The organism is Microbacterium sp. LjRoot45, from assembly GCF_964253325.1.
Lineage (GTDB): Bacteria > Actinomycetota > Actinomycetes > Actinomycetales > Microbacteriaceae > Microbacterium.
On sequence record NZ_CAXUQM020000001.1, the window covers coordinates 2644494 to 2671184 of the forward strand.

Genomic DNA, 26691 nt, shown 5'->3' on the forward strand with positions numbered 1-26691 from the left:
GAACCACCTTCGAGGATCGGGGGGGATGCCGCTCGGATCGGAAGCCGCGAGCGGCGGCGGGTCAGCTGAAACCGACGACGCGCCGAGCAACATGGTAGGCGAGCGAGGTGACCCGGCGGCCCGCCTGACCCGGGAGATTGGCGCTGGCGCCCATGAGCGAGCGCCGCATGCGCGTGTACAGCCACGGGCTCTCGGCACGAACGTCGCGCCAGAACTCGTCGCGAGCGGCGAGGTGCTCGGGGGTGCCGCCGCGGGCGAGCGTGGCCGACGTCACGGCGCACACCGCCTCGAGGTAGTGCACGAGGGTCGCGTAGAGCTCCGGCGGCACGTGACCGGATGCCACGGCATCCGGCCCCGGCAGGGCGGCCAGCGCGAGCCGGTTCACGCGCAGGTGCTGATCGGCCCGTCGCACCATGACCGAGGCGTTGACGGACTGGTCGACGCGGCCGATGAAGTAGCGGTACAGCTCGACGGGCAGGTACGCCATGCGCCGGACGTGGACGAGCGGCGTCACGACGAACAGGTTGTCGACGTAGAACGTGTGCTCGGGCAGGCGCAGACCGCACGCGCGGAGCACCTCGGTGCGGTACACGATCGCGTGCATCATCAGCACCTGCCGACGCGCGAACCGCTCCACCTCTCCCCACGCGAAGATCCGGCCGGCGGGGAACACCGAGCCGAAGCGCATCGCTTTCGTCGACTTCCCGAGCCGCTCGTGGACGTAGTCGGTGAAGAGCGCGTCCACGCCACCTTCGCGTTCGAGCTCGGCGAGGTGGTCGAGTACGCGCCCCAGGGCCTCGGCGTCGAGCCAGTCGTCAGCGTCGAGCACCTTTAGGTAGGTACCCCGCGCCGCGGCGACGCCCGCGTTGATCGCGCCGCCGTGACCGGCATTGCGCTGGTGGATGACGCGATACCGCTCGGGCATGCCCGCCGCGTAGGCATCGGCGATCGCCGCCGTGGCATCCGTCGACCCGTCGTCGACCACCACGACCTCGACGCCGTCCGCGTCGCGGAGCGGGTCGAGGGCGCGGTGGAGGTAGTCCTGCGCGTTGAAGGCGGGGACGACGACGGTGAGCAGTGTCACGGGGCGACCGCCCCGCTCTCCGCCTCCGTCTTCACCGGCTGCTGGCGGAAGATGAGCTTGAAGATCGGGTAGAACACCCAGAACGAGATCGCCGAGTTGATGATCATCGTGACGACGTCGGCGACGACCTGGCCGGTCGCCCCCCAGCCCCAGATGTTCATGAGGAGATCGTAGATCGGCGCCTTGTAGAAGCCCTGCGCCGCGGCGGCGAGGAACGTGATGACGACGTAGGCGGCCGCGTACCAGCCGGCGGCGACCCAGGGCGACGTGTTCGACTTGAAGGTGATGTTGCGCTGCAGGAAGAAGTTGATCACCTGCGCGATGAGCAGGGTGAGCTGCACGGCGAGGAAGTACGACAGTCCCCCGCCGCCTTCGGGCAGCGCACCGGCCGCGTAGTCGAACATGTAGTACGTGCTGCCGTCGATGTTCGTGCCGACGGGAAGCACCTGGAAGCCGACGTCGGTGAGCCCCGTCGCGCTGTCGAAGTACCAGCGGGCGAGCGGCATGAGCGCCAGCTGCAGCACCGTGACGCCGTTGGAGAGGAGGAGGAACATCCCGAACTTCGACAGCTCGGGGTGCTTCTCCTGGAATCGGGCCCACCAGGTCGTGATCGCGGTGAACATCAGTTGCTCCGTTCCGAGGCGACGCGGAACGCCTCGCGAGTCTGCTTCTCCGCCCGCCGCCCGCCGAAGAACGCCGCGACGACCCGCCCGATCCCCCGGAACGTCTGACCGTTCACGAGGGTGAGGAGGGCGTCGGTGAGGCGCCGGGTGGCCAGGCCGCCGCTCATCTTCGAGATGACGCGGAACGGCCCGTTGAAGAGGAAGAGGATGTTGAGGTCGGGCGTGCCCTTGGCTTCAGCGGCCCGTCGGCGTCGATCCAGGATGCCGAACGCGCCGCGCGCGAGGGCGCTGCGCGCACCGGCGAGACGGTCCATGGGGTCGTTGATGCCGAGGGGGCCGGCCGGCCAGTCCGACGGCGGCTCGGGGCGTCCGAGGAGCCGGGCGAACACGGCATCCGTGACCTCCGACAGCCGCGCGTCGCGGTAGGGCGCGAGCACCGGATCGAGTGTTCCCGCCGCGACGGTGCCCGCGATGTCGAGCTCGGCGGCGAGGGCCCGGTCCTGCACGTGACGGCCGACGGTGACGCGGTAGCGACCGCTCTCGACCTGCCAGGTGTCGGTCGGCACGTCGAAGTAGCGGAAGGCGCGCTCTCCGAACGGCAGGTGCACGCGCGCGGAGGCTCCGGCATCCAGGTGCACCTTCGCGAACGTCGCGAGCTCGGCGCCGGGGCGGGGTACGCGGCTGTCGCCGACGCGCCCGACGTAGACCTGCACGACATCGCTGCCCGCGCGGGCGCCCGTATTGGTGAGCGTCACGGTGACGCCCTCCGCGGTGATCTCGGCATCGGACAGCGCGAACGAGGTGTAGCTCAGGCCGAAGCCGAAGGGGAACGCCACCGGCACGCCGGCCGTCTCGGTGTAGCGGTAGCCGACGAAGGGGCCCTCGCGATACTCGGCGGTGCGGCGCGTGCTCGGGAAGCGGGCGGCGGTCGCCGTGTCCGACAGGGCGACCGGCATCGTCTCGGCCAGACGTCCGCCGGGATCGACCGCACCCGTCAGCACGTCGACGAGCGCCTCGGCACCCGCCTGCCCGCCGAGGTGGGCGTGCACGAGGGCCGCGGCATCCTCGAGCCACGGGGTCTCCACGACGCCGCCCGCGGCGAGCACCACCACGGTGCGGCGGTTGACGGCGCGGACGGCCCGCAGCACCTCGAGCTGCGCGGCGGGAAGGGCGAGCGACGAGCGGTCGAGCCCCTCCGATTCGGCGATCTCGGGGAGCCCGAGCGCGAGCACGACGACGTCGGCACGGGATGCCAGGCCGACGGCCTCCGTGAGGAGCCGGGTGTCGGGGGCGCCGTCGCGGCGGAACCCGTCGGCGACCCCGACGACGTCCAGTGGCGAGGCGATCGCGCTCTCGGCGAGCGTCGACAGGCGCGTCGGGTTCACGAGTGAAGATCCCGCGCCCTGGTAGCGCGGGCGGCGGACGAAGTCGCCGACGAGCGCGACGCTCGTGCCCGCCGCGAGCGGCAGCAGTGCGTCGTCGTTCTTGAGCAGCACGGCGGACTCCGCGGCGGCCCGGCGAGCCAGGGCGTGGTGGGCGTCGAGGTCGACGACCGCCGCCTCGGCGCGGGCCGTCACGCGGCGGACGAGCGCGACGACCTCGGCCACCCGGGCGTCGACGTCGGCTTCGGACAGCTCGCCCGCCTCGACGGCCGCGACGATCGCGCGCGCCGAATCGAACCCGGGCGAGGGCATCTCGACGGTGCCGCCCGCAGCGACCGCGGCGACCGCGTCGTTCCCGCCGCCCCAGTCACTGATCACGGCGCCGTCGAAGCCCCACTCATCGCGCAGGATGTCGCGCAGCAGGTGCGGGTTCTCGTGCGCGTAGGCGCCGTTGATGAGGTTGTAGGCCGACATGATCGCCCACGGCTGCGCCTCGCGGACCACGATCTCGAAGGCGGTCAGGTAGATCTCGCGGAGGGTCCGCTCGTCGACGACAGAGTCGCTGACCATGCGGCGCAGTTCCTGGCTGTTGACGGCGAAGTGCTTCGGCGTCGCCGCGACGCCCTCCGACTGGATGCCTCGCACGTACGCCGCCGCGAGGCGACCCGCGAGCTCCGGGTCTTCGGAGAAGTACTCGAAGTTGCGGCCGCCGAGGGGGCTGCGCTTGATGTTGAGGCCGGGACCGAGCAGCACGTGCACGCCCTGGGCCGACGCCTCGCGGCCGAGCGCCGCGCCGATCTCGCCGGCGAGCGACTCGTCCCAGCTCGAGGCGACGGTCGCCGCCGTGGGGAAGCACGTCGCCTTCTCGGAGCCGGCGATGCCCAGGTGGTCGGCCGAGCCGAGCTGCTTGCGGATGCCGTGAGGCCCGTCCGACATCCACACCGCGGGCAGGTCCACGCGCGGGATCGGCCGGGTCTGCCAGGTGTTGTCGCCGCTCAGCAGGGCGGCCTTCTCGAGGAGGGTGAGCTCGGAGACGAGCGTCTCGATGTCAGTCATGTCACTTCCTTCGCGGGTGGCCGGGTCGCCCCGGCCACCCGCTCGCAGGCTGTCCTCAGACCGCCGACTCGCCGTCGACGACCACGGGCGCGCTCTCCGCACGGCGGCGGTGACGCAGCACGCGCACCACGATCCACGCGGCGCCGGCGGCGACCAGTACCCACAGCGCGATCGTGAGGATCTGCACGCCGATCTCCCACCCGGCCGGGTTGTACGTCAACGACGCCCCCGGTGCGATGCCGTTGACCGCGTTCGAGTTCGCGACCGTGTACAGGATGTTGTGGATCGCGAAACGCAGGTTCTGCTGCGCGAAAGCGCTGTCGGCATCCTCGACGGTCTTGAAGTTCTCGAACGTGAGCATGTGGTCCGTGCCCTGCGCTGCCCACGCCTGGTCGGGATACATGTAGTCGTAGAGGTTGAAGTCCGTGATCACCATGCCGCGGAAGCCCCACTCCTCACGCAGGACGTCGTGCATGAGCGCGGCCGATCCGCCGGCCCAGGTCGCCCCGATCCGGTTGAACGAGCTCATGACGGCGGTGCTGCCGATCTCGGCCGTCTGCGCCTCGCCCTCGGAGTCGAAGTACGTCAGCTCGCCACTGGCATCCTTCACGATCAGCTCGAACGGCTTGAGGTAGAGCTCGCGGATCGTCTGCTCGGTCGCCCACGTCGACAGGCCCTTGCCGTTGACACGGTTGGTCTCCTGGTCGTTCATCGCGAAGTGCTTCGTGAAGCTGTAGACGCCCTTGGTGAGCGCGCCGTCGACGACCGACGTGCCGAGCGTGCCGGACAGCAGCGGGTCTTCCGAGTAGTACTCGAAGTTGCGGCCCGCGAACGGCGACCGGTGGAGGTTCACCGCCGGCGCGTACCAGCCGTTGGAGCCCATCGTCAGCGCCTCGTTGCCGATCGCGACGCCCATGTCGTGGGCGAGCTCGGTGCTCCAGGTCTGGGCGATGAGGTACTCCGACGGGAAGGCGGTGCCGGTCCACAGGTCGGGGTTGATGAACGAGCTGAAGCCGGCCGGGCCGTCCAGGTCGTCCGTGCGGATCTTGCCGATGTCCTCCAGGGCGGCCGTGTTGTACGCGCCGGAGGTGAGGAGCGCGAGCACCTCGTCCTTGTCGAGCTCGTCGAGCAGCTGCTCCCACGCCGGGTGGTCCCACGCGAGACCGCGGAGGTCGATGAGCGAGAGGCCGTTGTCGGCACCCCACGTCGGCTCCTCGGCATCCGAGGCCTCCGCCGCCGCCGCGGCGTCGTACGTCTCGTACGAGGCGACGGTCGCGTCGCTGGCGGCGAGGTCGTCACCGGTCGGGGCGGTCGGGAAAGTGCCGGCGAAGTCGGCGCGGGAGAACGCGGTGCGCGCCCCGTCGGTGAACTCCGCAGTCACGTCGGCGAACCGGTTGGTGGCGGGCACGGCGTCGCTGGCGCGGCCGTCGGTGTAGGTGACCGTCGAGCCCACCGAGTAGGCGATCGGGTCGATGCCGTCGGCGAGGGTGTGCGAGTCGGTCTGCACCTTGATGGCGTAGTCGCCCTCTTCGAGGACGTAGGCGCCGTCGCCCGTGCTGTCGTAGGAGGCCATGTCCTCGACCGCGAAGGTGAGGGTCACCGTCTCGGACGCGCCCGGCTCCAGCAGACCGGTCTTGGCGAAGTCGGCGAGCACGACGTGCGCCTTCTCGATGCCGCCGTCGGTGTAGGGAGCCGTGTAGTAGACCTGCACGACGTCCTTGCCGGCGACGTCGCCCGTGTTGGTGACCTCGACGTCGACCGAGATGTCGCCGTCGACGCCGCCGAGCTCCTGGCCGGCCAGCGACCACGAGAAGTCGGTGTAGCTCAGGCCGTAGCCGAAGGGGTACACGACGGCCTCGTCGTAGTCGATGAAGCCCTCCTCGGCAGCCGTCTCGTAGTACCGGTAACCCGAGTAGATGCCCTCTTCGTAGTCGACGAAGTAGCCGCCCTCGATGTTGGAGTAGGCGAAGTCGCCGACATTGACGAACGTCGGGTCGGCGGTGAAGTCGGCCGAGAAGATGTCGACCGTCTTACCCGACGGGTTCACGTCGCCCGAGAGGATGCGTCCGAGTGCGCTGAAGCCGGCGGCGCCGGGCGAGCCGGCGAGCAGGATGCCGTCGACGTCGGCGTCGTCCTCGAGGATGCCGAGCTCCATCGACGTCGAGGCGTTCACGACGACGATCACGGTGTCGAAGTTCGCCTTCGCGAGGGCGAGGAGGTCCTTCTCGTCCTTGTTGAGCTCGAGCTGGTGCTGACCCGGCTCGGCGTTCTCGTCCCACTTCTCCATGTTGGTGGCGAGGTCGCCGCCCTCACCGCCGCCGCGGCCGACGACGATCACGGCCGCGTCGGAGAAGTCGGCGAAGCTGTCGAGCGAAGCCTGCGAGTAGTCGGCCACCGGCATCTCGCCGATGTTGTAGTTCGACTTCGCCGGGTCGTCCATGACGATGTTGGTGCGTCCGCCTTCGGCAGCGGGGTTCGCCGCGGCGAAGTCGGCCAGCTGCTGGTACACGGTGTCGTTGACGGTGAAGCCGGCAGCCTCGATCCCCTGACGGATGTTGACCGCGGTGCGGGTGTCGGCCGTGCCCGAGCCGGAGCCTCCGTAGACGGGGTCGGCGGCGCCGCGCCCGAGGAGCGTGACGGCTCCGACGGCGATCGGCAGGGTGCCGTTGTTCTTCACGAGGGTCATGCCCTCGTCGGCGATCTGCTCCACGAGCTTCGACGACGCAGCCTTCGCGTCGTCGACCGTCGAGTAATCGGCCGTGTAGTAGTCGGTGTCGAGGTCGGCCGTCCCCTCCGCCTTGTTCACCGTGTAGGTGCCGGTGCCCATGTAGGACTCGATCGCCCCTCGGAACATCCCGATCCCGACGTTGACGCCGACGGCCAGAATGGCCACGACCGCCACGATCGGGATCCAGATCGCCAGGAACTTCTTATTCGACATCGGCGCCTTAGCCGCGTGAGAACTCACTGCTGTCTCCTCTGTGTGCAACGCCTCCCACTCTGGAGGCGGAAGGCGGGCACGACGCCGCCCTTCGCATCCATTTGAATCCTTCTGTCCTCACCTCTTCGGCGCGGATGCGCAACCTGTCGATTTGCGCGGCTGATCTGTCGTCGGGCGCGAGATGCTGGCAGCGCTCGGGCTCATCGGCGAACACAGGAGGGCGCGCAAGAGCACCGGCCTCGCCTCCCACGGCGGGATGACTCCTGGCCGGCCTTCTCGGCGACTCCTCCTTGGAGTACCGCTCAGAACCCGCCCATGTAGCCGGAGTTCGTGTGCGACGTCTGGCTGGCACGCGCGGCGGGGTCGACGCGCTGCGCGGACACCTCGGAGGATGTCATCCCCCGCATCTGCTCGTGGGTGAGCGGCTTTCCGAAGATGGCGTGGCGCACGCGGGTCCAGAAGGTGGGGCGCTTGTTCGCTGATTCGGAGGTCATGGCGCGATCCTTCCACACCGCCGGCGTGGACGAAAGGAGCGCGAGGCTCCTTGCGAAGCTCCGCTCAGGCTGAGGTGCTCTCGCGCACGACCAGTCGGTGGGGGGCGACGATCCTCTGCGCGGCTTCCTCCGGGTCGTCGATCCGGGCGAGGAGGCGGCCGATCGCCTCACGGGCGATGAACGGCGTGTCGAGGGAGACCGTGCTGAGCGAGGGGCGGGCGTAACGTCCTTCCTCGATGTCGTCGATGCCGATGACGGCGATGTCCTCGGGCACGCTGAGGCCGGCGTCGAAGATCGCTCGAACCGCGCCGACGGCGAGCAGGTCGGAGAAGCAGAAGATGGCGTCGGGCTTCGTCGGCCGCTCGCACAGCTCCATCGCGGCGCGGTAGCCGTCGGCGCGGCTGTAATGGGGGGCGGGGAGCATCCACGCGGAATCGACAGGGAGGCCGGCCTCGGTGAGCGCCGCCTCGTAACCGGCGGTCCTCTGGCGGGGCGTGGCGTACTCCTCCTCAGGCTGGGCGCCGATCGCGGCGATGCGGCGGCGGCCCGTCGCGATGAGGTGCGCGACGGCCTCGCGGGCGGCGGCGACGTTGTCGATCGCGACGTGGTCGAATCGGCCGTCGAACTCGTGCTCGCCGAGGAGGACGAGGGGCACGCCGCTGCGGGAGTGCTTCATCTCGAGCAGCTCGGACGAGGTGACGAGCGGGCTGAAGAGCATGCCGTCGAAGAGCATCGTGCGGTCCTCGCCGAGGAGCAGCTCGCGCTCGCGCTGGTGGTCGTTGCCGGTCTGATCGATCATGACGCGGTACCCCTGGACGGCGGCGGCGTCGATCACATCGCGCGCGAGTTCGCTGAAGTAGGGAACGTCGATCTCGGGAACGACCAGGGCGAGGGCACCGGTCCGGCCGGTGCGGAGGGTCCGGGCCACCGGGTTCGCGCGGTAGTCGAGCTCCTCGATCACGCGCATGACGCGCTCGCGCATCTGCTCGCTGACGTGGGTGTAGCCGCTCACGACATTCGAGACCGTGCGCACGGACACCCCGGCGCGGTCGGCGACGTCGCGGAGCGTGGCAGGCATGCCCACATTCTATGCTTGCAACGTGTGCAAACGTCAGGCTAGTGTTTGCATCGTTGGCAAACACGAAGGAGTGTGAGATGCACCTCACCCGCACAGCAACGGTGCGCACGGCAGCGGCCGGCGCAGCAGCGGTCCTGGCCACCGTGGCCCTGACCGCCTGCGGTCCCGACATCTCGGCGCCCGCCGAATCATCGGACCCGAACGTCCTGCAGGCTCCCACCGAGGAGAGCCCGTCGGGCGAGATCACGATCTGGGACCGAGAGGGTGACCTGTTCACCGTCTTCGAGAACACGATCGCGAAGTTCAACGAGAAGTATCCCGACATCACGGTGAACCACGTCGCGGTCGACATCGACGCGAAGCTCCAGAACACCCTCATCACCGGCACCGACGTGCCCGACGGTGTGTTCCTCGACGACGCGCGGGTGTCGAGCTTCACCGATTTCCTGTGGGACCTCTCTGACGTGCTCGAGCCGTACTCAGCGGACATCGCGCCGCAGAAGCTCGCGGTGAACACCGCGGCGGACGGCATCTACGGCATCCCGTTCGACCTCGACCCGGGCCTGCTCTACTACAACGAGGCGGCGCTGACGAAGGCGGGAGTGGACGCGACGCAGATCGAGACCTACGACGACCTGCTGGATGCCGCGCGCGCCTACCAGGAGGCCGTGCCGAGCGCACGGCCGATCCACCTCGAGCAGGCGCCGTTCCTCGCCCAGCTCCAGCTGGAGATGTACGCGAACCAGCTGGGCACCTCGCTCGGCGACGAGGCGGGCGAGCTCCGCCTCGACAGCCCGGAGTACGAGCGGATTCTAAAGTTCCTCGACACCGTGAACGACGAGGGGCTCGGCACCCGCGCCGAGTACCTCAGCCCGACCGACATCGGCGAGCTGGAGAACGGCAACCAGGTGTTCTACCCGTGGGCGATCTGGTTCAGCTTCGCGCCGCAGCAGCTCCTCCCCGAGACGAGCGGCGACTGGCGCGCGATGGAGCTGCCCGCGTGGGATGCCGGCGGCGCGCGCAGCGGCGCGATGGGCGGCTCGTCGTTCGTCCTGCCGAAGGACGGCGAGAACTCCGACCTGGCGTGGCTGTTCTACGAGTTCCTGATGTTCGACGAGGCCGGCTACTCCGCCGTGTGGGGTCCGAACGACGTCTACCCGAACGGTCTGAACACCTCGATCCCGAGCTACCTGCCCGCGGCCGACCCCTCGAGCCCGCTCTTCGGCGAGGTCGAGGCGCTCGGCGGCCAGGACCTGTGGGAGGTCGCGACGTCGGCCGGTGCGGAGATCCCCGCCGCCGGACCCATCCCCACCTGGTGGGGCGGCGCCGTGGACTACCTCGGCAACGACCTGCAGCGGATGCTGGACGGCGACCTCGACCCCGCCGAGGTGATCTCGCAGTCCACCGAGCAGATCCAGACGAACCTCATCGACCGGCAGTGACCGCTGTGACCACCCGCTCCGCCACCCCGCTGCGCAGGCGACGCCTGTCCGGCGCACGCGTCCGGAGGCTCACAGCCCCGTACGTCTTCGTGCTGCCGTTCATCGCGATCTTCCTCGCGTTCAGCGTGTACCCCCTGATCTACACGCTCCGCCTCAGCTTCACGAACTGGCGCGGATCGGGGGCGGCGGAGTGGGTCGGTCTCGGCAACTACACGTACCTGCTCACGAGCCCGCAGTTCTGGTCGTCGATCGGCAACTCGGCGGTGCTGTGGCTGCTCATCGTGCCGATCCAGCTCGTCGTGGGCGTGGTCATCTCGGTGCTCCTGAACTCCGCCACCCTGAAGTTCCGCGGGATGTACCGGATCGCGTACATCGTGCCCTTCGTCACCCCGCTCGTCGCGATCGCGCAGATCTGGATCGTGCTGTTCGACCAGGGCTACGGCGCCGTGAACGCGGTGCTCGGCCTCTTCGGGCTCCCGGAGGTGGGCTGGCTGACGACGACCGTGTGGGCCAAGCCCACCCTCGCGCTCCTCTTCCTCTGGAAGACGACCGGGTTCATCGTGATCATCCTGCTGTCCGGTCTGCAGTCGATCGACGGTTCGATCTACGAGGCCGCCGCGATCGACGGCGCGAGCCGCCCGCGGCAGCTCTGGAGCATCACGGTGCCGCTCCTGCGGCGCACGATCATGTTCTGCGTCGTCCTGCAGACCCTCGCGGTCTTCCAGATGTTCGCCGAGCCGTACGTGATGACGCAGGGCGGTCCGTACTCCTCGACGACGACGGCCGGCTACTACCTCTACAACCACATCACCCGGGCGGACCTCGGCACCGGCGCGGCGAACTCGTTCCTCCTCGTCATCCTGGTCCTCGCCCTCTCGCTCGGCTTCGTCCGCCTGCTGCGAGCGAAGGACTGAGTCATGGCCACCTCGATCACGCGTCCCGACCGTCTCCGCAACGGCGTCTCGCACCTCTTCCTCGTGCTGCTCCTCCTCGGCTTCCTGGGACCCGTCGTGTGGGCGGTCCTCTCGTCGTTCAAGCAGCCGGCCGACATCATCCGTTACCCGCTCCTGTTCGACCCGTCGACGTTCACCGTCGAGAACTTCGTGCGGGTTTTCCACGACGTCCCGCTCGGCACGGGGTTCATGAACACGGCCATCGTGCTGCTGTTCAAGGGCGGCATCACGATGTTCTTCGCGCCGCTGGCCGGGTTCGCGTTCGCGAAGTACGACTTCCGGGGGAAGAACGTCATCTTCGGCGCGGTGCTGATCACCCTGATGCTCCCGACGATCGTGCTGATCATCCCGCTGCTGTTGCAGATGAAGGCGTTCGGGTGGATCAACACGTATCAGGCGCTCATCCTCCCCGGCGCGATCGACGCGTTCGCGATCTTCTGGATGCGGCAGGTGATCTCGGCGGTTCCCGACGAACTCGTGGATGCCGCGCGCGTCGACGGCTGCTCCGAGTTCGGCATCTTCCTGCGCATCGTCCTGCCGGTGATCCGTCCGGGTCTCGCCGGGCTCGCCGTGCTGACGATCATGAACATCTACAACGACTTCGTCTGGCCGGTGATCGTTGCGAACACCGAGCAGATGGCCACCATCCAGGTCGTGCTGTCGGGGCTCGCCTCGACGATCAGCGGCAACCGGGTCGGCGCCGATTACGCGACCGTGACCGCAGAACTCCTCGCGGCGAGCTCCGTCGCACTCATCCCGCTGCTCATCCTCTTCATGGCTCTGCAGCGGCATTTCATCAACGGCATCCTCGCCGGCAGCGTGAAGGGCTGACCACACATGACGACGACCATCCCCGACGCGACGCGCACCGCCACGCCGACGGTTCCCCGGGCGGAGTACCCGCGGCCCGACCGCGACCGCTCCGAGCGCTGGCTGACCCTCAACGGCGAGTGGCGGTTCGAGGCCGAGGGCGCCCCCGCGCGCATCACCGTCCCCTTCGCCTGGGAGACGGCGGCCTCGGGCGTCGAACGCACCTGGCTGGAGCGCGCGACGTACCGCCGGGACCTCGACGTCCCGGCCGAGTGGCGCGGGGCGCGGATCGTGCTCTGCTTCGGCGCCGTCCACCACCACGCCGTCGTCGAGGTGAACGGCATCCGCGTCGGCGAGCACCGCGGCGGATACGAGTACTTCGAGTTCGACATCACCGATGCGGTCGGCAGCACGGAGGAACCGGGCGAGGTCTCGGTCGCCGTCCACGCCCCCGCCGACAAGCGTGACATCCCCCACGGCAAGCAGCGCTCGATCCCGCGCGACGACTACGACGGCGTCTCGTTCACCCCCACGTCGGGCATCTGGCAGAGCGTGTGGCTCGAGGCGCGCGGACGCACGTTCGCGCAGTCGGTGACGGTGCGCGGCGACAGCCTCGACGGCTTCGACGTGCGGGTCGTCCTCGCCGGTGACCGACCGTCGGGCGCGGAGATCGAGATCGAGCTCGACAGCCCCGGCGACGAGACGGGCCCAGCCGAGCGGCTCCGGCTCGTCGCCGGCGCCGATGGCGTCGCCGAGGGACGGATGCCGGTGAGCGCACCGCGGCTGTGGTCTCCCGCCGATCCCCACCTGTATCACCTCCGCGTGCGCACGGGCGACGACCTCGTCACCGTCACCGGCGGGCTCCGCCGCATCGAGACGCGGGGCGAGGAGCTTTACCTGAACGGCGAGCGGATCTACGTCCGCGGCGTGCTCGACCAGGGCTACTGGCCGGAGACGGGCCTCACCGCCCCCACCGCCGACGACCTCCTCCGCGACGTGGCCTGGGCGGCCGACCTCGGCTACAACCTCGTGCGCAAGCACCTCAAGTTCGAGGAGCCGCTGTGGCTGGCCGAAGCGGACCGCCGAGGGATGCTCGTCTGGGCCGAGCCCGCGTGCCCGAGCCGCTACTCCCCTGCATCCGCGGCCGCGTTCGAGGCGCAGCTGGAGGGCATGGTCGAGCGCGACGGGAACCACCCGAGCATCGTGATCTGGGGCCTCTACAACGAGGAGTGGGGTCTCGACTGGGACATCCCGGGGAGCCCCGCTCGCGCGGAGGCGGCCCGCGCCGCCTACGACCGGCTCCGCGCACTCGACGACTCCCGGCCGATCGTGGAGAACTCCGGGTGGTCGCACGTGAAGACCGATCTCCTCGACTGGCACTACTACGAGCCCGACCTCGGCGAGTGGGCGCGGGCGGTGGGTGCGCTGGCGGACGGTGCGCAGGAGTCCTTCCCCGTGCGTCTCGGGCCGGACTTCATCGTCGACAAGTCGCTGTACGGCTCCGACGACGTGCCGCGCACCGGCATCCCGCTCATCAACAGCGAGTACGGCGAGGGCTTCACGAGCCTCGAGCGCGCCTGGCACCTTCGGTGGGAGACGCAGGAGCTGCGCCGTCACGACCGCTACGCCGGCTACGTCTACACCGAGTTCGCCGACGTCGAGCACGAGGCCGCCGGGCTCCTCACGACCGACCGTCGACGCAAGGACGGCGCGGGTCTCGATCCGCGTGACGTCAACGCGCCGACGGTGATCGTCATCGATCTCATCCCGCGCGCGGCGGGTGCCGACATCGCCCCGCCCGAGCACGAGATGACCGTCGCGGTGCACGTGTCGCACCATGACGCGGATGCCGTGAGCGGAACGGTCGTCGGTGCGTGGCTTGCCGCGAACGCCCCGGTTCCCGCGGTGCCGCCCGCGCCCGAGACGGGCACGGTCGTCGCGTCGGCTCCGCTGACGGCCTCGCCCTTCCGACTGTCGGAGTCCGCCCGGATCGCCGTGCCGGCGCACCCCACAGCGGGGCGCTACGGCCTGTGGTTCGTGGACGCCGCTGGTGCCGTCCGGGCGCGCGCCTACCTCGACGCGGCTCCGGTGGAGACCGTGAACCGTCGCGGCGCACGCCCCGGCGAGTTCGTCGGGCACACGCAGCCGGGCGTGCCGGAGGACTGACCGGCTGCGTGCGAGGGTCGCCGTCACCGCTCAGCGGTGGCGGCGCGCGATCTCCTGGAAGACGTCGAACGCTGCGTTCTTCCGTCGGGCGAGCTGCTGGTCGCCCCCGCGGACGAGGGTGACCAGTCCGAAGTCGAGCATCCAGTGGTCGACGGGCTTGTCGTCGAAGCGGTACAGCCAGTCGACGAGGTCGAGGAACGGGAACCAGGTGTATCCGACGACGGGGATGCCCTCGGCGCGCAGCGTCTCGACCTCGGCCTCGGACTCGCGCAGCCACGCGATCTTCTCGTCGGGGGTGCCGACGAGCGAGGTCTCGGTGATGACGATGGGGAGCGCGTAGCGGGAGCTGTAGAGCTCGACGAGGTCGCGGAGTCCGGCCGTGCCGGCGACGACCGGCGACTTCACGCCGTCGGCATCCATCCGGATCGTCGTGAAGGCCGGGTAGTAGTTGACGCCGAGCACGTCGGGGGTGACGGCGTTCGCCGCGAACCAGGCGAGATCGTCGTCGGTATAGCCGTGCGCCCCGAGCCACGACCGCAGCGGGTGATCGGCGTCGACCCGCCCGGTGATGAGGTCGAGCGCGAGGAACCGGCGTTCGTCCAGGATCTCCCGCGGCAGGGGCGTCGTCTCGCCCTCGTAGCGGAAGCCGGCGTCGACGTGGACGAAGACGGCATCCGGGTTGGCCTCGGCGATCTCCTGCTGGGTGCGCACCATCCCGCGCGCCAGGGCCTTGGTGACCGTGAGGAACCCGTCGATGCCCGTCAGGTACGGCGGCCAGTTGCCCATCTCACCGCACCATTCCGCGTTGACGATGGGCTCGTTCAGCGGCGTGAAGTCGGTCCACACTCCGCGGTACCGCTCGGCGACCGCGCGGCCGTACGAGGCGACGCGCTCGGGGTACTGCGTGTTGAGGAACGCGTTGTCGAGCCAGGTGGGCGTGCCGTAGTGCATGAGGTCGACGATGCATCGGATGCCGCGGGCCGCCATGTGCTCGGCGACCTGATCGGTCCACGACCAGTCGAAGACGCCCGGCTCGGGTTCGACGAGATACCAGGGCACCCCCCAGCGGACGAACTCGGCACCGGACTCGGCCACAAGGTCGAGGTCCTCCCGCCAGTGCGTGTAGTGCTGCGTGAGCTCGTACTCGTCGAGCCGGCGGTGGCCGGGCCTGGTCTGGGGGATGAAGGTGTCTTCGATGCCGGTGCCGTAGCGGAGGCGGCCGTCGTCGTACCAGCGGTCCATGGATTCCTTTCGTGCGCGGACGAGCGCGTTACTTGAGCCCGGTCGTGGCGATGCCGGCGACGAAGCTGCGCTGGATGAGGAGGAAGAAGACGACGACCGGCAGAAGCGCCAGGAGCGATCCGGCCATCAGGAGTCCGTACTCCACGACGTGCTGGCCCATGAAGAGGGCGAGGCCCGCGGGCAGCGTCGATGACTCGAGGCTCGAGGACATGACGAGGGGCCACAGCAGGTCGTTCCAGTTGTACTGGAAATGGAAGAGACCGAGCGTCAGGAGGGCGGGCTTGGCGAGCGGCATCACGATCTGTCGGTAGATGCGCCATTCGGATGCGCCGTCGACCCGCGCCGCCTCCTCGAGGTCGCGCGGCAGCGACAGGAAGAACTGCGTCAGGAAGAAGATGCCGAAGGCGTTCGTCATCCTCGGGATGATGAGGCCCGGGAGGGTGTTGGTGAGCCCCATCCCGTTGAGCATGTCGTAGAGCGGGATGAGCGTCACCTGGAACGGCAGCATCAGCAGAATGAGGATCAGCACCATCACGACACCGCGCCCGCGGAACGGCAGCCGAGCGAGCGCATAGGCGGCCATCGAGTCGAGCAGGAGCGAGATGAGCGTCACGCCCCCGGCGAAGACGATCGTGTTGACGTACAGCTGCGCGAACGGGATGCGCTCCCACACGTCGACGAAGTGCTGGAGCGTGAACTCGCGCGGCCACAGGGTCGGCGGGTATGTGACGATGTCCGATTCGGGCTTGAAGGCCGTGAAGACGAGCCAGACGATCGGCAGCAGCATGAGGAGCGCGATGAGGATCGCGATGATCGCGAGCGCCCACGTCGACGCCCGGTAGAGCGTGAGGCGGCGGCGGTCGAGGGCGCCGAGGTCGCGGGCGACGGGACGGTCGAGGGTGGCGGTCATCAGTACGTCACCGCCCGGCGCCGGAGCCAGCCGTACTGGATCATCGAGAGGGCGAAGACGAACAGCAGCAGGACGAACGAGATCGCCGAGGCGTACCCGAACCGGAGCTCCTGGAACCCCTCGCGGTAGATGAGCATGACGAGCGTCTCCGTCTTGAAGTAGGGGCCGCCGCGGGTCATCACGTAGATCTGATCGAAGGCCTGGAGGGTGGCGATGAGGGCGAGCACCGAGACGAGCAGGGTCTGGTTGGACAGCAGCGGAAGGGTGACGTTGCGGAAGCGCTGCCAGGCGGTGGTGCCGTCGATCTTCGCCGCCTCGTAGAGCTCGGCAGGGATCGACTGGAGCCCAGCCAGGTAGATCACCATGTAGAAGCCGACGAACTTCCAGACCCCGACCATCATGACCGCCGGCATGGCGAACCGCGGGTCGCTCAGCCAGCCCTGCTCGGTGACGATGCCGAGCTGTCCGAACCAGTAGGAGAGGAGGCCGATGTTCGGGTCGAGGAGGAACGACCAGGCGATGGCGATGATGCCGAGCGAGACGATGAAGGGCAGGAAGATGGCGGTCCGCACGAAGGTGCGCCCGAAGAACGCCTGGTTGAGCATGACCGCGAACACGAGTGCCAGGACGACCGTGACCGGGGCCACGACGACGGCGTACAGCACGGTGTTCCAGAAGGCGTTCCAGAACGCGGGGTCGCCGGCCAGCTCGACGTAGTTGTCGAGCCCGATCCACTCGGCGGCCGAGATGAGGTTGTAGTTCGTGAGCGACAGGTACACCGCCTGCGCCATCGGGTAGAGCGTGAACGCCACGAGCACGACGAGCGCGGGGGTGAGGAACAGCCACGCGGTGAGCTGCCGGCGGGATGCCGGGCCGCGACCGCGGCGGCGGGGTGCCGACATGGCGGCGGATGTGGCGGACGGGGCCAGATCGGTGACCGTCATCGGGGATCTCCTAGGGCTGCGGCCGGGCGTGCGGCCGGAGGGGCGGGCCGGACGTGCGGGCCGGAGCGTCGCCGCCCGGCCCGCACGCGGGCTCACTTGTCGAGTTCTGCCTGGACCTGCTCGGAGGCGGCGGGGAAGATCGTGTCGACCGTCCCGTCGCCGTTGAGCGCCTTCTGCAGCGACGGCCAGAAGATCGTCTCGGTGATGGTGCCGCCGGCAGCGACCCCCGCCAGCAGGATCTTCGCACGGCTGGCGACAGCGGCATCCCCGAAGATCGCCGGGTAGGGGCTGGCGGTCACCTTGTCGGCGACATCGGCCCGGTTCGGCGGGAAGCCCGAGCCGTCGGCCCAGGTGGTCTGGCCCTCGGCGGAGTTCCAATAGGCGAAGAACTCGTAGGCGGCCGCCTTCGTCGCGTCGTCCGTTCCGGCGGGCAGTCCCATCGAGACGACGTCGGCGAGCACCGCGTCGCTCGTGGGGCCGGCGGGCGGAGGAGCGATGCCGAAGTTCAGCCCCGCGTCCTCGAAGCCGGTCGTCATCCACGGGCCGACGATCTCGGTCGCCGCCTTGCCGGTGAGGAAGAGCTTGTCGGCATCCGCGCCCGACAGGCCGATCGGCGAGGCCTTCTGGTTCTTCACGAGGTCGACCCAGAAGTTCAGGGCGTCGAGGCTCGCGTCGTCGCCGAGCATCGAGGTCGTGCCGTCGTCGGAGACGACTCCCCCGCCGGTGCCCCACAGCAGCGCCGGGAACACCGGGACCGTCTCGTGGTCGCCGAGAGCCGTGGCGTACTGCTCGGGCTTGCCGTCGCCGTTCTCGTCGACGGTGAGCTTGGGCACCATCGCCGCGAACTCGTCCCACGTCGTGGGCGGGGCCTCGGGGTCGAGACCGGCCGCCTCGAAGAGGTCCTTGTTGTAATACATCATCATCGGCGTGTAGTTGACGGGGACCCCATAGTTCACGCCGTCGAACACGGACGCGTTGATGGCGGCCTCGGCGAGCGCGCCGGAGTCGTTCGCCGCATCCTCGTAGTAGTCGTCGACGGGGAGGAACATGCCCTGCTTGGCGAACTGCGGCATCCGCGCGGCCGACATGGCGATGATGTCGGGGCCGTCGTTGCCGGCGACCGCGGTCAGCACCTTCTGGTAGAGCGTGTCCCAGGGCATGATCTCGGCCTTCACCTCGACGCCGTCCTGCGACGCGTTGAAGTCCTCGATCACCTTCTCGAGCGCGGGACCGTCGGGCCCGGTGAAGCCGTTCCAGAACGTGAGCGTGATCTTGCCGTCGCCCCCGTCGCCGTTGTCGCCGTCGCCCGAGGTGCCCTGTCCTGCGCAGCCGGTGAGGGCGAGTGCCAGGATGCCGGCGCCGGCGGTGGCGAGGCGGATGCCGCGGGTGAGGCGGCGTCGCGGTGAGTGCTGTGTCTCCATCGATCTTCCTTTCTAGTTCAACGTTGAACGTGCGGGGTGCAATCTGTTATACCTGAATCGGTAATCGTTGAACAAGACCCTTTCGGTAATCGTTGAATGATGATCCCGGGTGTGACACTGTGAGTCGCACGAACGCATCGAGGGAGGTGGACCGAGTGGGCAGGACGACCCTGAAGGACGTGGCCGAGCGCGTAGGCGTCTCGGCCAAGACGGTCTCCAACGTGGTCAACGGCACCGGGTGGGTCACCGACGAGCTCAAGGCTCGCGTCCAGGCCGCCATCGTCGACCTCGGCTATCGGCCCAACGTCGCCGCACGCAACCTGCGCAGCGGACGCACCGGCATGGTCGCCGTCGCCCTCCCCGACCTCAGCCAGCCGTACTTCGCCGAACTCGCCTCGGACCTCGTGCGCGCCGCGCAGGAGCGGTCGATCACCGTTCTCATCAACCAGACCGACGGACGGAAGGATGCCGAGGAGCGCATCGCCCACGGCATCGATCTGCCTCTCATGGACGGACTCATCCTGAGCCCGCTCGCGCTGACGGCCGCCGACCTCGAGCACCGCGAAGACACGACGCCCCTGATCCTCCTCGGCGAGCACATCGGCGAGACCTCACTGCCGCACGTGGCGGTCGACAACACCGCGGCCGCCCGCGCCGCGGTCGAGCACCTGCTCTCGCGGGGACGCCGGCGGATCGCCGCGATCGGTATGCAGCAGGACGGACCCAACGAGACGTCCGTGCTCCGCCTGTCGGGCTATCGAGCCGCGCTCGAGGCGGCCGGCATCCCGTTCGACCCCGCCCTCGTGGGTGTGGTGGACGGATACCACCGCGCCGACGGCGCCGCCGCCGCGGCGCACCTCCTCGACACCGGCGTCGAGTTCGATGCGATCTTCGCCTTCAACGATCTGCTCGCCCTCGGCACCCTGCACGTGCTGGGCGCGCGCGGCGTGAGCGTGCCGGAGCAGGTCGCCGTGATCGGCTTCGACGACATCGACGAGGCCAGCTACAGCACCCCCGCCCTCAGCTCGGTCGCCCCCGACACGCGCGCCCTCGCGCGCGCCGCGATCGATCTGCTGATCACCCCGTCGACGGCAGGGTCGCCGCCGATCCCGTTCACGATCGCCGACCGGGCGAGCACAGGAGGACACACGTGAGCGCCACGCCGCTTCCCGTCGCATCGACGCAGGACGGGACGTATCCACGGCCCCAGCTGATGAGGGGGGACTGGGCGGATCTCACCGGGACGTGGGACTTCGCGCTCGGCGCCCCCGGCGCGCAGCCGACCGACGTCGCCTTCGACCGCACGATCCTGGTGCCCTTCCCGCCGGAGTCGGCCGCCTCCGGGCTCGAGGAGCCCGGCATGCTGCACTCGGTCTGGTACCGCCGCGGGATCACCGCCGCCGAGCTGGACGCCGCCGGCGAGCCGGGCGGCCGGATGCTGTTGCACTTCGGAGCCGTCGACTGGGAGGCGACCGTCTGGGTCAACGGCGTCGTCGTCGCCACCCACCGCGGTGGACAGTCGCCGTTCACCGCCGACATCACTGGCGTGCTCCGCGCCGACGGCACCGACGAGATCGTCGTCCACGCGATCGACGACCCCGAGGACGTGTCGATCCTGCGCGGCAAGCAGGACTGGCGCGACCAGCCCCACGCCATCTGGTACCACCGCACGACCGGCATCTGGCAGCCCGTGTGGCTGGAGGCCGTGCCGCGCACGGCGGTCACCGCGCTCGCCTGGGCCTCGGACATCCCCGCCGCCGGCGTGAGCGTCGACGTCGAGCTGTCCGGCCCCGTCGACGAGGACGCCTGGCTGTACGTCGAGTTGCACCACGATGGCGAGGTCCTCGCCCAGGCCCGCACGAAGGTCCTGTCGCGGTTCGAGACAGTGCGACTCACGCTGCCGCGCCAGACGAACGGGCAGCAGCACGAGGAGCTCCTCTGGAGCCCCGAGCACCCGCGGCTGATCGACGCCGTCATACGGCTCGAGTCGCCGCGCGGCGGCGATGCCGTCGCGAGCTACCTCGGCATGCGCAGCGTCGGCACCGACGGGACCGCGTTCCTCCTCAACGACCGGCCGACCAAGCTCCGGGCCGTGCTCGCCCAGAACTACTGGCCCGAGTCGCACCTGGCCGCGCCCGGCGCGGACGCGCTCCGCCGGGAGGTCGAGCTCATCCGCGAGCTCGGCTTCAACACCGCGCGGGTGCACCAGAAGGCGGAGGACCCCCGCTTCCTCTACTGGGCCGACCGCCTGGGCCTCATGGTGTGGGCCGAGACCGCCAGCGCCTACGCGTTCGACCGTCGGGCCGTGACCAACCTCGTCTCCGAATGGACGAGTCTCGTCGCGCGCGACACGTCGCACCCGAGCGTCATCGTGTGGGTTCCCCTCAACGAGAGCTGGGGCGTGCAGCACATCGCGCACGATCCGCGCCAGCGGGCGCTCAGCCGCTCGGTGGCCGACATCACGCGGGCGCTCGACGGCTCGCGACCGGTCATCTCCAACGACGGCTGGGAGCACACCCGTTCCGACATCTGGACGATCCACGACTACGAGGCCCACCCCGAGGTGCTCGCCTCGCGCTACGGCGACACCGCCTCCCTCGACGCCATGATCGCCGGGTTCGGGCCGGCAGGGCGCCGCATCTCCGTCGACGGCGACACCGGCGTCAAGCCCATCATGCTGACCGAGTTCGGCGGCGTCAGCCTGCGGCCCGCGAACGGCACCGACTGGGGCTACTCCACGGCCGACACCCCCGAGGAGTTCGGTGATCGGGTGTGCGCCCTCATCGCCGCCGCGGAGTCCGCGGTACCGCTCAGCGGCTTCTGCTACACCCAGCTCACCGACACCGGGCAGGAGACCAACGGCCTGCTGTACGACGACCGGTCGCCGAAGGTGCCGATCGCCGCGATCCGCGCGGCCGTGCTCGGCCAATAGCCCGGCCGCGGCTACCCAGGCGACGTCAGCGTCGCCGCTGACCTGCAACGCATCAGACGAGATCCACGCGGCCTAGCCGACGCCGGGTTGCGCGCGCAGCAGCAGCCCGTCGAGCAGCAGGTCGAGGCCGATGTCGAACCCGTCGCCGGCGATGTCACCACTGCCGTGCTGGGCGGCGTGCGCGCGGATTCGCGGGTACGGCTCCAGCATCCGCTCGATGTCGGCGTCCGCGGGCTCGTCGACCCCGTCGAACTCGCTCGCCTGCCACGAGTAGCCGTAGACGAAGCCGTCGATCACATGCAGCGCGTGGAAGACGAGCCCGTCGTCGAGGCCGAGCCGCGCGAGGTGACCGAGCGTCGCCTCTATGACCGTGAGCCGCTCGACTCCGCCGTTGCGCGGCAGCGAGAGACGGAAGAACCACGGGTGCGCACGCAGCGCCCGGTGCGCCGACCCGCTGAGCCGGTGCAGAGCCTTCCGCCCGTCGGGCTCGTCGAGCGCGAGGTCGACGGCCGCCCATACCCGGCCGACCAGGGCGGTCTCGAGGTCTCCCTTGTCGGAGACGTGGTTGTAGAGCGACATCGCCTCGACCCCGAGCTCCCCGGCCACCCGCCGCATCGAGAGCGCATCGATGCCGTCGCGGTCGGCGAGAGCGAACGCGACGTCGACGATCGCGTCACGCGTCAGGCGGGTACGAGCGATGAAGGTCTCCTTGATTCGGCTTACGTCGTAAGTATAAAGTGATCGCCAGACTTACAGTGTAAATACGGAGGATGCCATGAAGGCCGTCGTCTATGACCGCTACACGCCCGCATCAGGTCTTCGCTTGGAAGAGGTCGCCGAGCCCGAGCCCGGCCCCGACACGGTGCTCGTCGACGTGGCCGCCGCGAGCCTCAACCCTTTCGACTGGCACATGTACCGCGGCGAGCCGTGGGTGCTCCGCGCGAGCGAGGGCTGGCGCGTGCGCGAGGCGCGCATCGTCGGCGCCGACATCGCGGGCACGGTGCGCAGCGCGCCCGCCGACTCGGGATGGGCGCCGGGCGACCGAGTGCTCGGATCGATCGGGTCGGGAGGGCTCGCCGAGGTCGCACGAACGAAGCCGCATCGGCTGGCGCGCATCGACGACGAGACGTCGTTCCCCGCGGCCTCCGCCGTCCCGATGGCCGCGCTCACCGCACTGCAGGCGTTGCGCGACACGGGCTCGCTCACCGACGGCGAGCGCGTGCTGGTGTGGGGAGCCTCGGGAGGAGTGGGCCACCTCGCCGTCCAGATCGCCCGCACGCTCGGCGCACGCCGAGTGGATGCCGTCGCCTCCGCCCGCCACGTCGACTTCCTTCGGCATCTCGGCGCCGACGCGATCTTCGACCGGACGGCGGAGCTTCCGGCATCCGCGGGCCCCTACGACGTCGTCGTCGACACGGCTGCCACCGTGCCGGTGCGACGCCTGTCGCGCCACCTCGCGCCGCACGGACGCCTCGTCACCGTCGGCTCGGTGTCGCGCGGACGGCTGCTGGGCCCCGCCACGAGCCTGCTGAGCCGCACGGTCGCGGGGGCGCTGCATCGCGTCACCGCTCGCGGAGTGTTCGCCACTGTGCGCGCCCACGACCTGGCGGCGATCGCCGGCTGGCTCGGCGACGGCACGGTGCGCCCGGAGATCGCGCGTACGTTCGCACTCGCCGACTACGCCGAGGCGCTCGCGATGCTGGAGTCCGGCCACGTGCGGGGCAAAGTCGTCATCGATCTCACGTGCTGAGAATCGCGCCGTCATCGCCGCGAGCGGCGCACGCCCCGCGCCCGGAAACCACGAAAGCCTGCGGAATCCGCAGGCTTTCGGCGTACTGTCTCAACACAGTGTGCGCCCGAAGGGACTCGAACCCCTAACCTTCTGATCCGTAGTCAGATGCTCTATCCATTGAGCTACGGGCGCATGACTTCCGCTCTCGCGAAGGCCAGCGACCAGCTTACATGACGCGGCCGGTTCGACCGAATCGAGGCGGCCGCTACTCCAGCTCGGCCGGGTCGAAGTCGACGGATGCCGGTCGGCCGGCATCCGTCGTCGCCTCCGGGAGCTCGCCCTTGTCGCGCAGCTCCTTCTGCTTCGCGATGCTGCGACGCCGCGACGTGAGCTTGGGGAGGTCGACGAGCCGCAGCGCCTGCATGCGCGCGATCCGCATGCGCTCGTAATCGGGTTCGAGGTCGGGGCGCGCCGCCTCGATGCGGAGGGTGCGGTCGATGTTCTTCGCCACCTCGACCCACGCGACGTCGCGCGCGTCGTTGATGAGCTTGCGCAGCTCCTCGACGTCGTCGGCGCGAGCGCGGAGCTCACGGGCCACGTGGAGCGACTGCTTCTGCCTGCGACGCAGGTTGCCCACGTCGCGGCTGCGGTAGTCGTGCGTGCCGTCGGACTCGCTGTGGCGGCGGCGGGCGCGCTTGCGCTGCCGTTCGGTGCGCTCGGCATCGGCCTGCGCCTCGTCGGCGAGCGTGAGCAGCGCCTCGCGAGCCTCGGCCTCGTAGCGTTCGACGTCGAAGTCCTCGCCCTCGGCCAGGATGTGCACGAGCATGCGGTTCTTCAGGCTCAGTCGAGTGGCCGCCGAGGCGATGTACAGACCCTCGGCGACGACATCGCGGGTGCGCACCCGCTTCCGCTTCTCCGCCACGACACTCCCGCTCTCGATCCTACGGAACCTCATCGGACAGAATCGACCGCAGGGGCGGAACAAATCGTGCCGAACCAGCGGCGCGACGGCGGCAGGACGGCGGCCCGCGGAAGAACACCGACGAACCGGACGAGCACCGGACGACGAGGACGACGAGGAGCGGCGAGGATGCCGGAACTGGATGTCAGAGGCGCGACGAGCGTCATCACCGGCGCCGCGAGCGGCATGGGGGCGGAGGTCGCCCGGCAGCTCGCCGCGCGCGGCGCGCGCATCGCGCTCGTGGATCGCAACCCGGAGGGCCTCGACGCGGTCGCCGCGACGCTCGCCGGCGAGGGACACACGCGGCACGTCGTCGACCTCGCCGACGACGCCGCCGTCGAGCGCCTCGCCGACGACATCGCGGCACGGCATCCGCGGGTGCAGACCCTCATCACGTGCGCCGGGTCGTCGATGCTCGGCAGCATCGACCAGCTGACGATGGCCGAGATGCGCTGGCTCATGGACGTGAACCTCTGGGGAACGGTCAACATCACCCGCGCCCTGCTGCCCGCCCTCCGCCGCGAACCGGCCGCCCACGTCACCCACCTCGTCTCGATCTACGGCCTGGCGGCACCGGCGGGGCGCATCCCCTACGCGATGAGCAAGTTCGCCGTGCGCGGGTTCACCGAGGCGCTCCGACACGAGCTGGAGGGCAGCACGGTCACGGTCGGCGCGATCTATCCGGCGGGCGTGAAGACCGGCATCATCCTCCACGGTCGCGTCGCCGCAGCCCTCGACCCCGCGATCGCGCGGCGGGCCGCCGAAGCGCAGGCGCGGATGTACCACACCGAACCCGAGGATGCCGCGCGCCGCATCGTCGCGGCCACCGTCGGCCGCCGTCCGCGCACGATGGTCGGGCGGGAGGCGCGGCTCGTCGACGTGCTCGCCCGGCTCGCCCCGGCCGGGTACTGGCGCGTCATGCGCGGCCCCCTCCGGGAGGCGACGGACACGACGACACCGCTCCAGGATTCGTAAACGCAGCCGATGCGGAGCATAGGAACCGCATAGGGCCCCGCGGCTCAATGGTTCTCCGGACCCCACGTCAGGAGAAGCCCATGAATCTGTTCGCCGTCATCGCCGTCGACCTCGTCGCCATCGTCGTGCTCGCCTTCGGCGTGTACTACCCCCGCCACCGCCGTCGCGACCTCGCCGTCGCCTTCGTCGGCGTCAACGTGGGGGTGCTCGCCGTCTCGATGGTGCTCGCCGACACGACCGTGGGCGCCGGCCTCGGGCTCGGCCTCTTCGGCGTCCTCTCGATCATCCGCCTCCGCTCCCGCGAGATCGAGCAGAGCGAGATGGCGTACTACCTCGCCGCCCTCGCCCTCGGGCTCGTCGCGGGACTGTCGACGACGATCACGTGGACCACGGCCGGCATCATGCTGCTCGTCGTCGGCGTGCTCGCGGTGGTCGACAGCCCCGCCCTGCTGCGGCGCTCCCGGGAGCAGACGCTCGTGCTCGACCGCGCCTACCCCGACGAGGCCGACGCCCGCATCGCCGTCGAAGCACTCCTCCACGCGCCCGTGCACCGCCTCACCATCCGCAACCTCGACTTCGTCTCCGACACGACGACGGTCGACATCCGCTACAGCGCCCGCCCCGACAGCGCGTCGCGGCGGGGCGCGGCCACGGCATCCCCCGCGCACGAGTCGATCGCGCAGGTGACCCGATGAGCGCCCGCACCCGCGTGCTCGACCGCCTCGGAGCACTCGACACCGTCGGACTCGACCGGCTGAACGCCGAAGCAGAGCTCCAGACGCGCGTCGACCGCAAATACCTGCTGCCGGCGTCGGCACTGCCCGCCGTGCTCGCCGACCTCCCGGCGGGCAGCGAGGTGCTCGAGATCGACGGCGAGCACGCCCTGCGGTACGCGTCGCAGTACTTCGACACCCCCGACCTCGACAGCTACTTCGGCGCCGCACGCGGACGCCGGCGCCGCTTCAAGGTGCGCGCCCGCACCTACGTCGACTCCGGCGGCTCCTTCCTCGAGGTCAAGACCCGCGGGTCCCGCTCGGCCACGGTGAAGGAACGCGTGCCGGTGGCCGGCGACGAACTCGACGACGACGCCGTGGCGTACGCCGCCGACATGCTGACCGGTGCCGGCATCCCGGATGCCGGTCACCTCGCCGCTGCTCTCACGCCCGTGCTCGTCACCCGGTACCGCCGCGCCACCCTGCTGCTGCCGGCCGACGACCGCGGCGACGCGTCGCGGGCGACGATCGATCTCGACCTGTCGTGGATCGCCGCCGACGGGCGGGGACTCACCCTCCCCCGCTCCGTGATCGTCGAGACGAAGTCCGGCCAGCGCGCCGGCGCCCTCGACCGCACCCTGTGGCGGCACGGCCACCGCCCCGCCTCGCTGTCGAAGTACGGCACGGGCATGGCGGCGCTCTACCCGCTTCTGCCGTCGCACAAGTGGCGTCGCGCCCTCACGCGGCACTTCGCCGCGGCATCCCCGCTCGTTCCCGCTGACGCCGCCTGACCCGCACGGCCCGGCATCCACCGAACCCTCCGTCTCTCAGA

At 69.9% G+C, this 26691-nt stretch carries 22 protein-coding genes and 1 tRNA gene; 10 read left to right on the forward strand and 13 right to left on the reverse strand.

Going from position 1 to position 26691, the window contains the following annotated elements; all coding sequences use genetic code 11:
* Positions 1-61: 61 nt before the first annotated feature.
* The 6 genes from ACSQ18_RS12625 to ACSQ18_RS12650 all read right to left on the reverse strand — a co-directional run bounded on the left by ACSQ18_RS12625 (position 62) and on the right by ACSQ18_RS12650 (position 8658).
* On the reverse strand, positions 62-1084 hold the full coding sequence (locus ACSQ18_RS12625) for a glycosyltransferase family 2 protein (RefSeq protein WP_436037761.1): 1023 nt from the start codon (positions 1082-1084) through the stop codon (positions 62-64).
* Positions 1081-1707 carry a hypothetical protein gene (locus ACSQ18_RS12630; protein ID WP_436037763.1) on the reverse strand — a complete coding sequence of 209 codons (627 nt, stop codon included), beginning with the start codon at positions 1705-1707 and terminating at the stop codon, positions 1081-1083. Before ACSQ18_RS12630 ends, ACSQ18_RS12625 begins: the two co-directional genes overlap by 4 nt.
* Complete coding sequence (locus ACSQ18_RS12635; RefSeq protein WP_436037764.1) at positions 1707-4145, reverse strand: glycoside hydrolase family 3 C-terminal domain-containing protein; 2439 nt, start codon at positions 4143-4145, stop codon at positions 1707-1709. Before ACSQ18_RS12635 ends, ACSQ18_RS12630 begins: the two co-directional genes overlap by 1 nt.
* Before the next feature lie 55 nt (positions 4146-4200).
* Positions 4201-7086: a glycoside hydrolase family 3 N-terminal domain-containing protein gene (locus tag ACSQ18_RS12640; protein ID WP_436037765.1), complete on the reverse strand. Its 2886-nt coding sequence runs from the start codon at positions 7084-7086 to the stop codon at positions 4201-4203.
* Positions 7087-7388: 302 nt separating this feature from the next.
* Complete coding sequence (locus ACSQ18_RS12645) at positions 7389-7580, reverse strand: hypothetical protein (protein ID WP_144806237.1); 192 nt, start codon at positions 7578-7580, stop codon at positions 7389-7391.
* 64 nt (positions 7581-7644) lie between these two features.
* The gene (locus ACSQ18_RS12650) at positions 7645-8658 is read right to left on the reverse strand and encodes a LacI family DNA-binding transcriptional regulator (protein WP_436037767.1); all 1014 of its coding nucleotides are present in this window, start codon (positions 8656-8658) and stop codon (positions 7645-7647) included.
* A gap of 77 nt (positions 8659-8735) precedes the next feature.
* Between ACSQ18_RS12650 and ACSQ18_RS12655 the strand changes: the two genes are divergently transcribed.
* Genes ACSQ18_RS12655 through ACSQ18_RS12670 form a run of 4 tightly spaced genes read left to right on the forward strand, consistent with a single transcriptional unit; the run spans position 8736 to position 14029 of the window.
* Positions 8736-10100: an ABC transporter substrate-binding protein gene (locus ACSQ18_RS12655; protein ID WP_436037768.1), complete on the forward strand. Its 1365-nt coding sequence runs from the start codon at positions 8736-8738 to the stop codon at positions 10098-10100.
* Entirely contained in the window at positions 10097-11014 is a 918-nt protein-coding gene (locus ACSQ18_RS12660) for a carbohydrate ABC transporter permease (RefSeq protein ID WP_436037770.1), read from the forward strand. Before ACSQ18_RS12655 ends, ACSQ18_RS12660 begins: the two co-directional genes overlap by 4 nt.
* Before the next feature lie 3 nt (positions 11015-11017).
* Entirely contained in the window at positions 11018-11884 is an 867-nt protein-coding gene (locus tag ACSQ18_RS12665) for a carbohydrate ABC transporter permease (RefSeq protein ID WP_436037771.1), read from the forward strand.
* Between the two features lie 6 nt (positions 11885-11890).
* Positions 11891-14029: a glycoside hydrolase family 2 protein gene (locus ACSQ18_RS12670; RefSeq protein ID WP_436037773.1), complete on the forward strand. Its 2139-nt coding sequence runs from the start codon at positions 11891-11893 to the stop codon at positions 14027-14029.
* Between the two features lie 30 nt (positions 14030-14059).
* Here ACSQ18_RS12670 and ACSQ18_RS12675 read toward each other — a convergent pair whose 3' ends face one another.
* From ACSQ18_RS12675 to ACSQ18_RS12690, 4 genes are all read right to left on the reverse strand, one after another.
* Entirely contained in the window at positions 14060-15271 is a 1212-nt protein-coding gene (locus ACSQ18_RS12675) for a family 1 glycosylhydrolase (protein WP_436037774.1), read from the reverse strand.
* Positions 15272-15299: 28 nt separating this feature from the next.
* Positions 15300-16181, reverse strand: a complete 882-nt coding sequence (locus ACSQ18_RS12680) for a carbohydrate ABC transporter permease (RefSeq protein ID WP_436037775.1) — start codon at positions 16179-16181, stop codon at positions 15300-15302.
* Entirely contained in the window at positions 16181-17125 is a 945-nt protein-coding gene (locus ACSQ18_RS12685; RefSeq protein ID WP_436037776.1) for a carbohydrate ABC transporter permease, read from the reverse strand. Before ACSQ18_RS12685 ends, ACSQ18_RS12680 begins: the two co-directional genes overlap by 1 nt.
* Positions 17126-17217: 92 nt before the next feature.
* The gene (locus tag ACSQ18_RS12690) at positions 17218-18546 is read right to left on the reverse strand and encodes an ABC transporter substrate-binding protein (RefSeq protein WP_436037777.1); all 1329 of its coding nucleotides are present in this window, start codon (positions 18544-18546) and stop codon (positions 17218-17220) included.
* A gap of 179 nt (positions 18547-18725) precedes the next feature.
* On the opposite strand from ACSQ18_RS12690, the gene ACSQ18_RS12695 reads away from it, so the two are divergent.
* Positions 18726-19700 (forward strand): LacI family DNA-binding transcriptional regulator, encoded by a 975-nt coding sequence (locus ACSQ18_RS12695; RefSeq protein ID WP_436037779.1) that lies wholly within the window; start codon positions 18726-18728, stop codon positions 19698-19700.
* Entirely contained in the window at positions 19697-21478 is a 1782-nt protein-coding gene (locus ACSQ18_RS12700) for a glycoside hydrolase family 2 protein (RefSeq protein WP_436037780.1), read from the forward strand. The genes ACSQ18_RS12695 and ACSQ18_RS12700 overlap by 4 nt, the downstream gene beginning before the upstream one ends.
* Positions 21479-21550: 72 nt before the next feature.
* Here ACSQ18_RS12700 and ACSQ18_RS12705 read toward each other — a convergent pair whose 3' ends face one another.
* Positions 21551-22192 carry a TetR/AcrR family transcriptional regulator gene (locus tag ACSQ18_RS12705; protein ID WP_436038441.1) on the reverse strand — a complete coding sequence of 214 codons (642 nt, stop codon included), beginning with the start codon at positions 22190-22192 and terminating at the stop codon, positions 21551-21553.
* Between the two features lie 61 nt (positions 22193-22253).
* Between ACSQ18_RS12705 and ACSQ18_RS12710 the strand changes: the two genes are divergently transcribed.
* Positions 22254-23228, forward strand: coding sequence for an NAD(P)-dependent alcohol dehydrogenase (locus ACSQ18_RS12710; RefSeq protein WP_436037781.1), 975 nt, complete (start codon positions 22254-22256; stop codon positions 23226-23228).
* 101 nt (positions 23229-23329) lie between these two features.
* Here the strand turns inward: ACSQ18_RS12710 and ACSQ18_RS12715 are convergent.
* Together ACSQ18_RS12715 and ACSQ18_RS12720 are read right to left on the reverse strand one after the other, a co-directional pair.
* Positions 23330-23402, reverse strand: a tRNA-Arg gene (locus tag ACSQ18_RS12715).
* Positions 23403-23475: 73 nt separating this feature from the next.
* Positions 23476-24165, reverse strand: coding sequence for an asparagine synthase (locus tag ACSQ18_RS12720; RefSeq protein ID WP_436037782.1), 690 nt, complete (start codon positions 24163-24165; stop codon positions 23476-23478).
* A 135-nt stretch (positions 24166-24300) separates the two neighbouring features.
* On the opposite strand from ACSQ18_RS12720, the gene ACSQ18_RS12725 reads away from it, so the two are divergent.
* The 3 genes from ACSQ18_RS12725 (at position 24301) to ACSQ18_RS12735 (ending at position 26650) form a co-directional block, all read left to right on the forward strand.
* Positions 24301-25146: an SDR family NAD(P)-dependent oxidoreductase gene (locus ACSQ18_RS12725; RefSeq protein ID WP_436037783.1), complete on the forward strand. Its 846-nt coding sequence runs from the start codon at positions 24301-24303 to the stop codon at positions 25144-25146.
* Positions 25147-25226: 80 nt separating this feature from the next.
* On the forward strand, positions 25227-25841 hold the full coding sequence (locus tag ACSQ18_RS12730) for a DUF4956 domain-containing protein (RefSeq protein ID WP_436037784.1): 615 nt from the start codon (positions 25227-25229) through the stop codon (positions 25839-25841).
* The gene (locus ACSQ18_RS12735) at positions 25838-26650 is read left to right on the forward strand and encodes a polyphosphate polymerase domain-containing protein (protein WP_436037785.1); all 813 of its coding nucleotides are present in this window, start codon (positions 25838-25840) and stop codon (positions 26648-26650) included. The genes ACSQ18_RS12730 and ACSQ18_RS12735 overlap by 4 nt, the downstream gene beginning before the upstream one ends.
* Positions 26651-26691: the final 41 nt, after the last annotated feature.

What these genes read in the sequence shown, in the direction of transcription:
- ACSQ18_RS12645 (WP_144806237.1), bottom strand. Translation starts at nt 7,580, where the DNA reads ATGACCTCCGAATCAGCGAACAAGCGCCCCACCTTCTGGACCCGCGTG.
- ACSQ18_RS12685 (WP_436037776.1), bottom strand. Translation starts at nt 17,125, where the DNA reads ATGACGGTCACCGATCTGGCCCCGTCCGCCACATCCGCCGCCATGTCG.
- ACSQ18_RS12690 (WP_436037777.1), bottom strand. Translation starts at nt 18,546, where the DNA reads ATGGAGACACAGCACTCACCGCGACGCCGCCTCACCCGCGGCATCCGC.
- ACSQ18_RS12630 (WP_436037763.1), bottom strand. Translation starts at nt 1,707, where the DNA reads ATGTTCACCGCGATCACGACCTGGTGGGCCCGATTCCAGGAGAAGCAC.
- ACSQ18_RS12650 (WP_436037767.1), bottom strand. Translation starts at nt 8,658, where the DNA reads ATGCCTGCCACGCTCCGCGACGTCGCCGACCGCGCCGGGGTGTCCGTG.
- ACSQ18_RS12665 (WP_436037771.1), top strand. Translation starts at nt 11,018, where the DNA reads ATGGCCACCTCGATCACGCGTCCCGACCGTCTCCGCAACGGCGTCTCG.
- ACSQ18_RS12635 (WP_436037764.1), bottom strand. Translation starts at nt 4,145, where the DNA reads ATGACTGACATCGAGACGCTCGTCTCCGAGCTCACCCTCCTCGAGAAG.
- ACSQ18_RS12640 (WP_436037765.1), bottom strand. Translation starts at nt 7,086, where the DNA reads ATGTCGAATAAGAAGTTCCTGGCGATCTGGATCCCGATCGTGGCGGTC.
- ACSQ18_RS12655 (WP_436037768.1), top strand. Translation starts at nt 8,736, where the DNA reads ATGCACCTCACCCGCACAGCAACGGTGCGCACGGCAGCGGCCGGCGCA.
- ACSQ18_RS12720 (WP_436037782.1), bottom strand. Translation starts at nt 24,165, where the DNA reads ATGAGGTTCCGTAGGATCGAGAGCGGGAGTGTCGTGGCGGAGAAGCGG.
- ACSQ18_RS12710 (WP_436037781.1), top strand. Translation starts at nt 22,254, where the DNA reads ATGAAGGCCGTCGTCTATGACCGCTACACGCCCGCATCAGGTCTTCGC.
- ACSQ18_RS12670 (WP_436037773.1), top strand. Translation starts at nt 11,891, where the DNA reads ATGACGACGACCATCCCCGACGCGACGCGCACCGCCACGCCGACGGTT.
- ACSQ18_RS12735 (WP_436037785.1), top strand. Translation starts at nt 25,838, where the DNA reads ATGAGCGCCCGCACCCGCGTGCTCGACCGCCTCGGAGCACTCGACACC.
- ACSQ18_RS12675 (WP_436037774.1), bottom strand. Translation starts at nt 15,271, where the DNA reads ATGGACCGCTGGTACGACGACGGCCGCCTCCGCTACGGCACCGGCATC.
- ACSQ18_RS12730 (WP_436037784.1), top strand. Translation starts at nt 25,227, where the DNA reads ATGAATCTGTTCGCCGTCATCGCCGTCGACCTCGTCGCCATCGTCGTG.
- ACSQ18_RS12725 (WP_436037783.1), top strand. Translation starts at nt 24,301, where the DNA reads ATGCCGGAACTGGATGTCAGAGGCGCGACGAGCGTCATCACCGGCGCC.
- ACSQ18_RS12680 (WP_436037775.1), bottom strand. Translation starts at nt 16,181, where the DNA reads ATGACCGCCACCCTCGACCGTCCCGTCGCCCGCGACCTCGGCGCCCTC.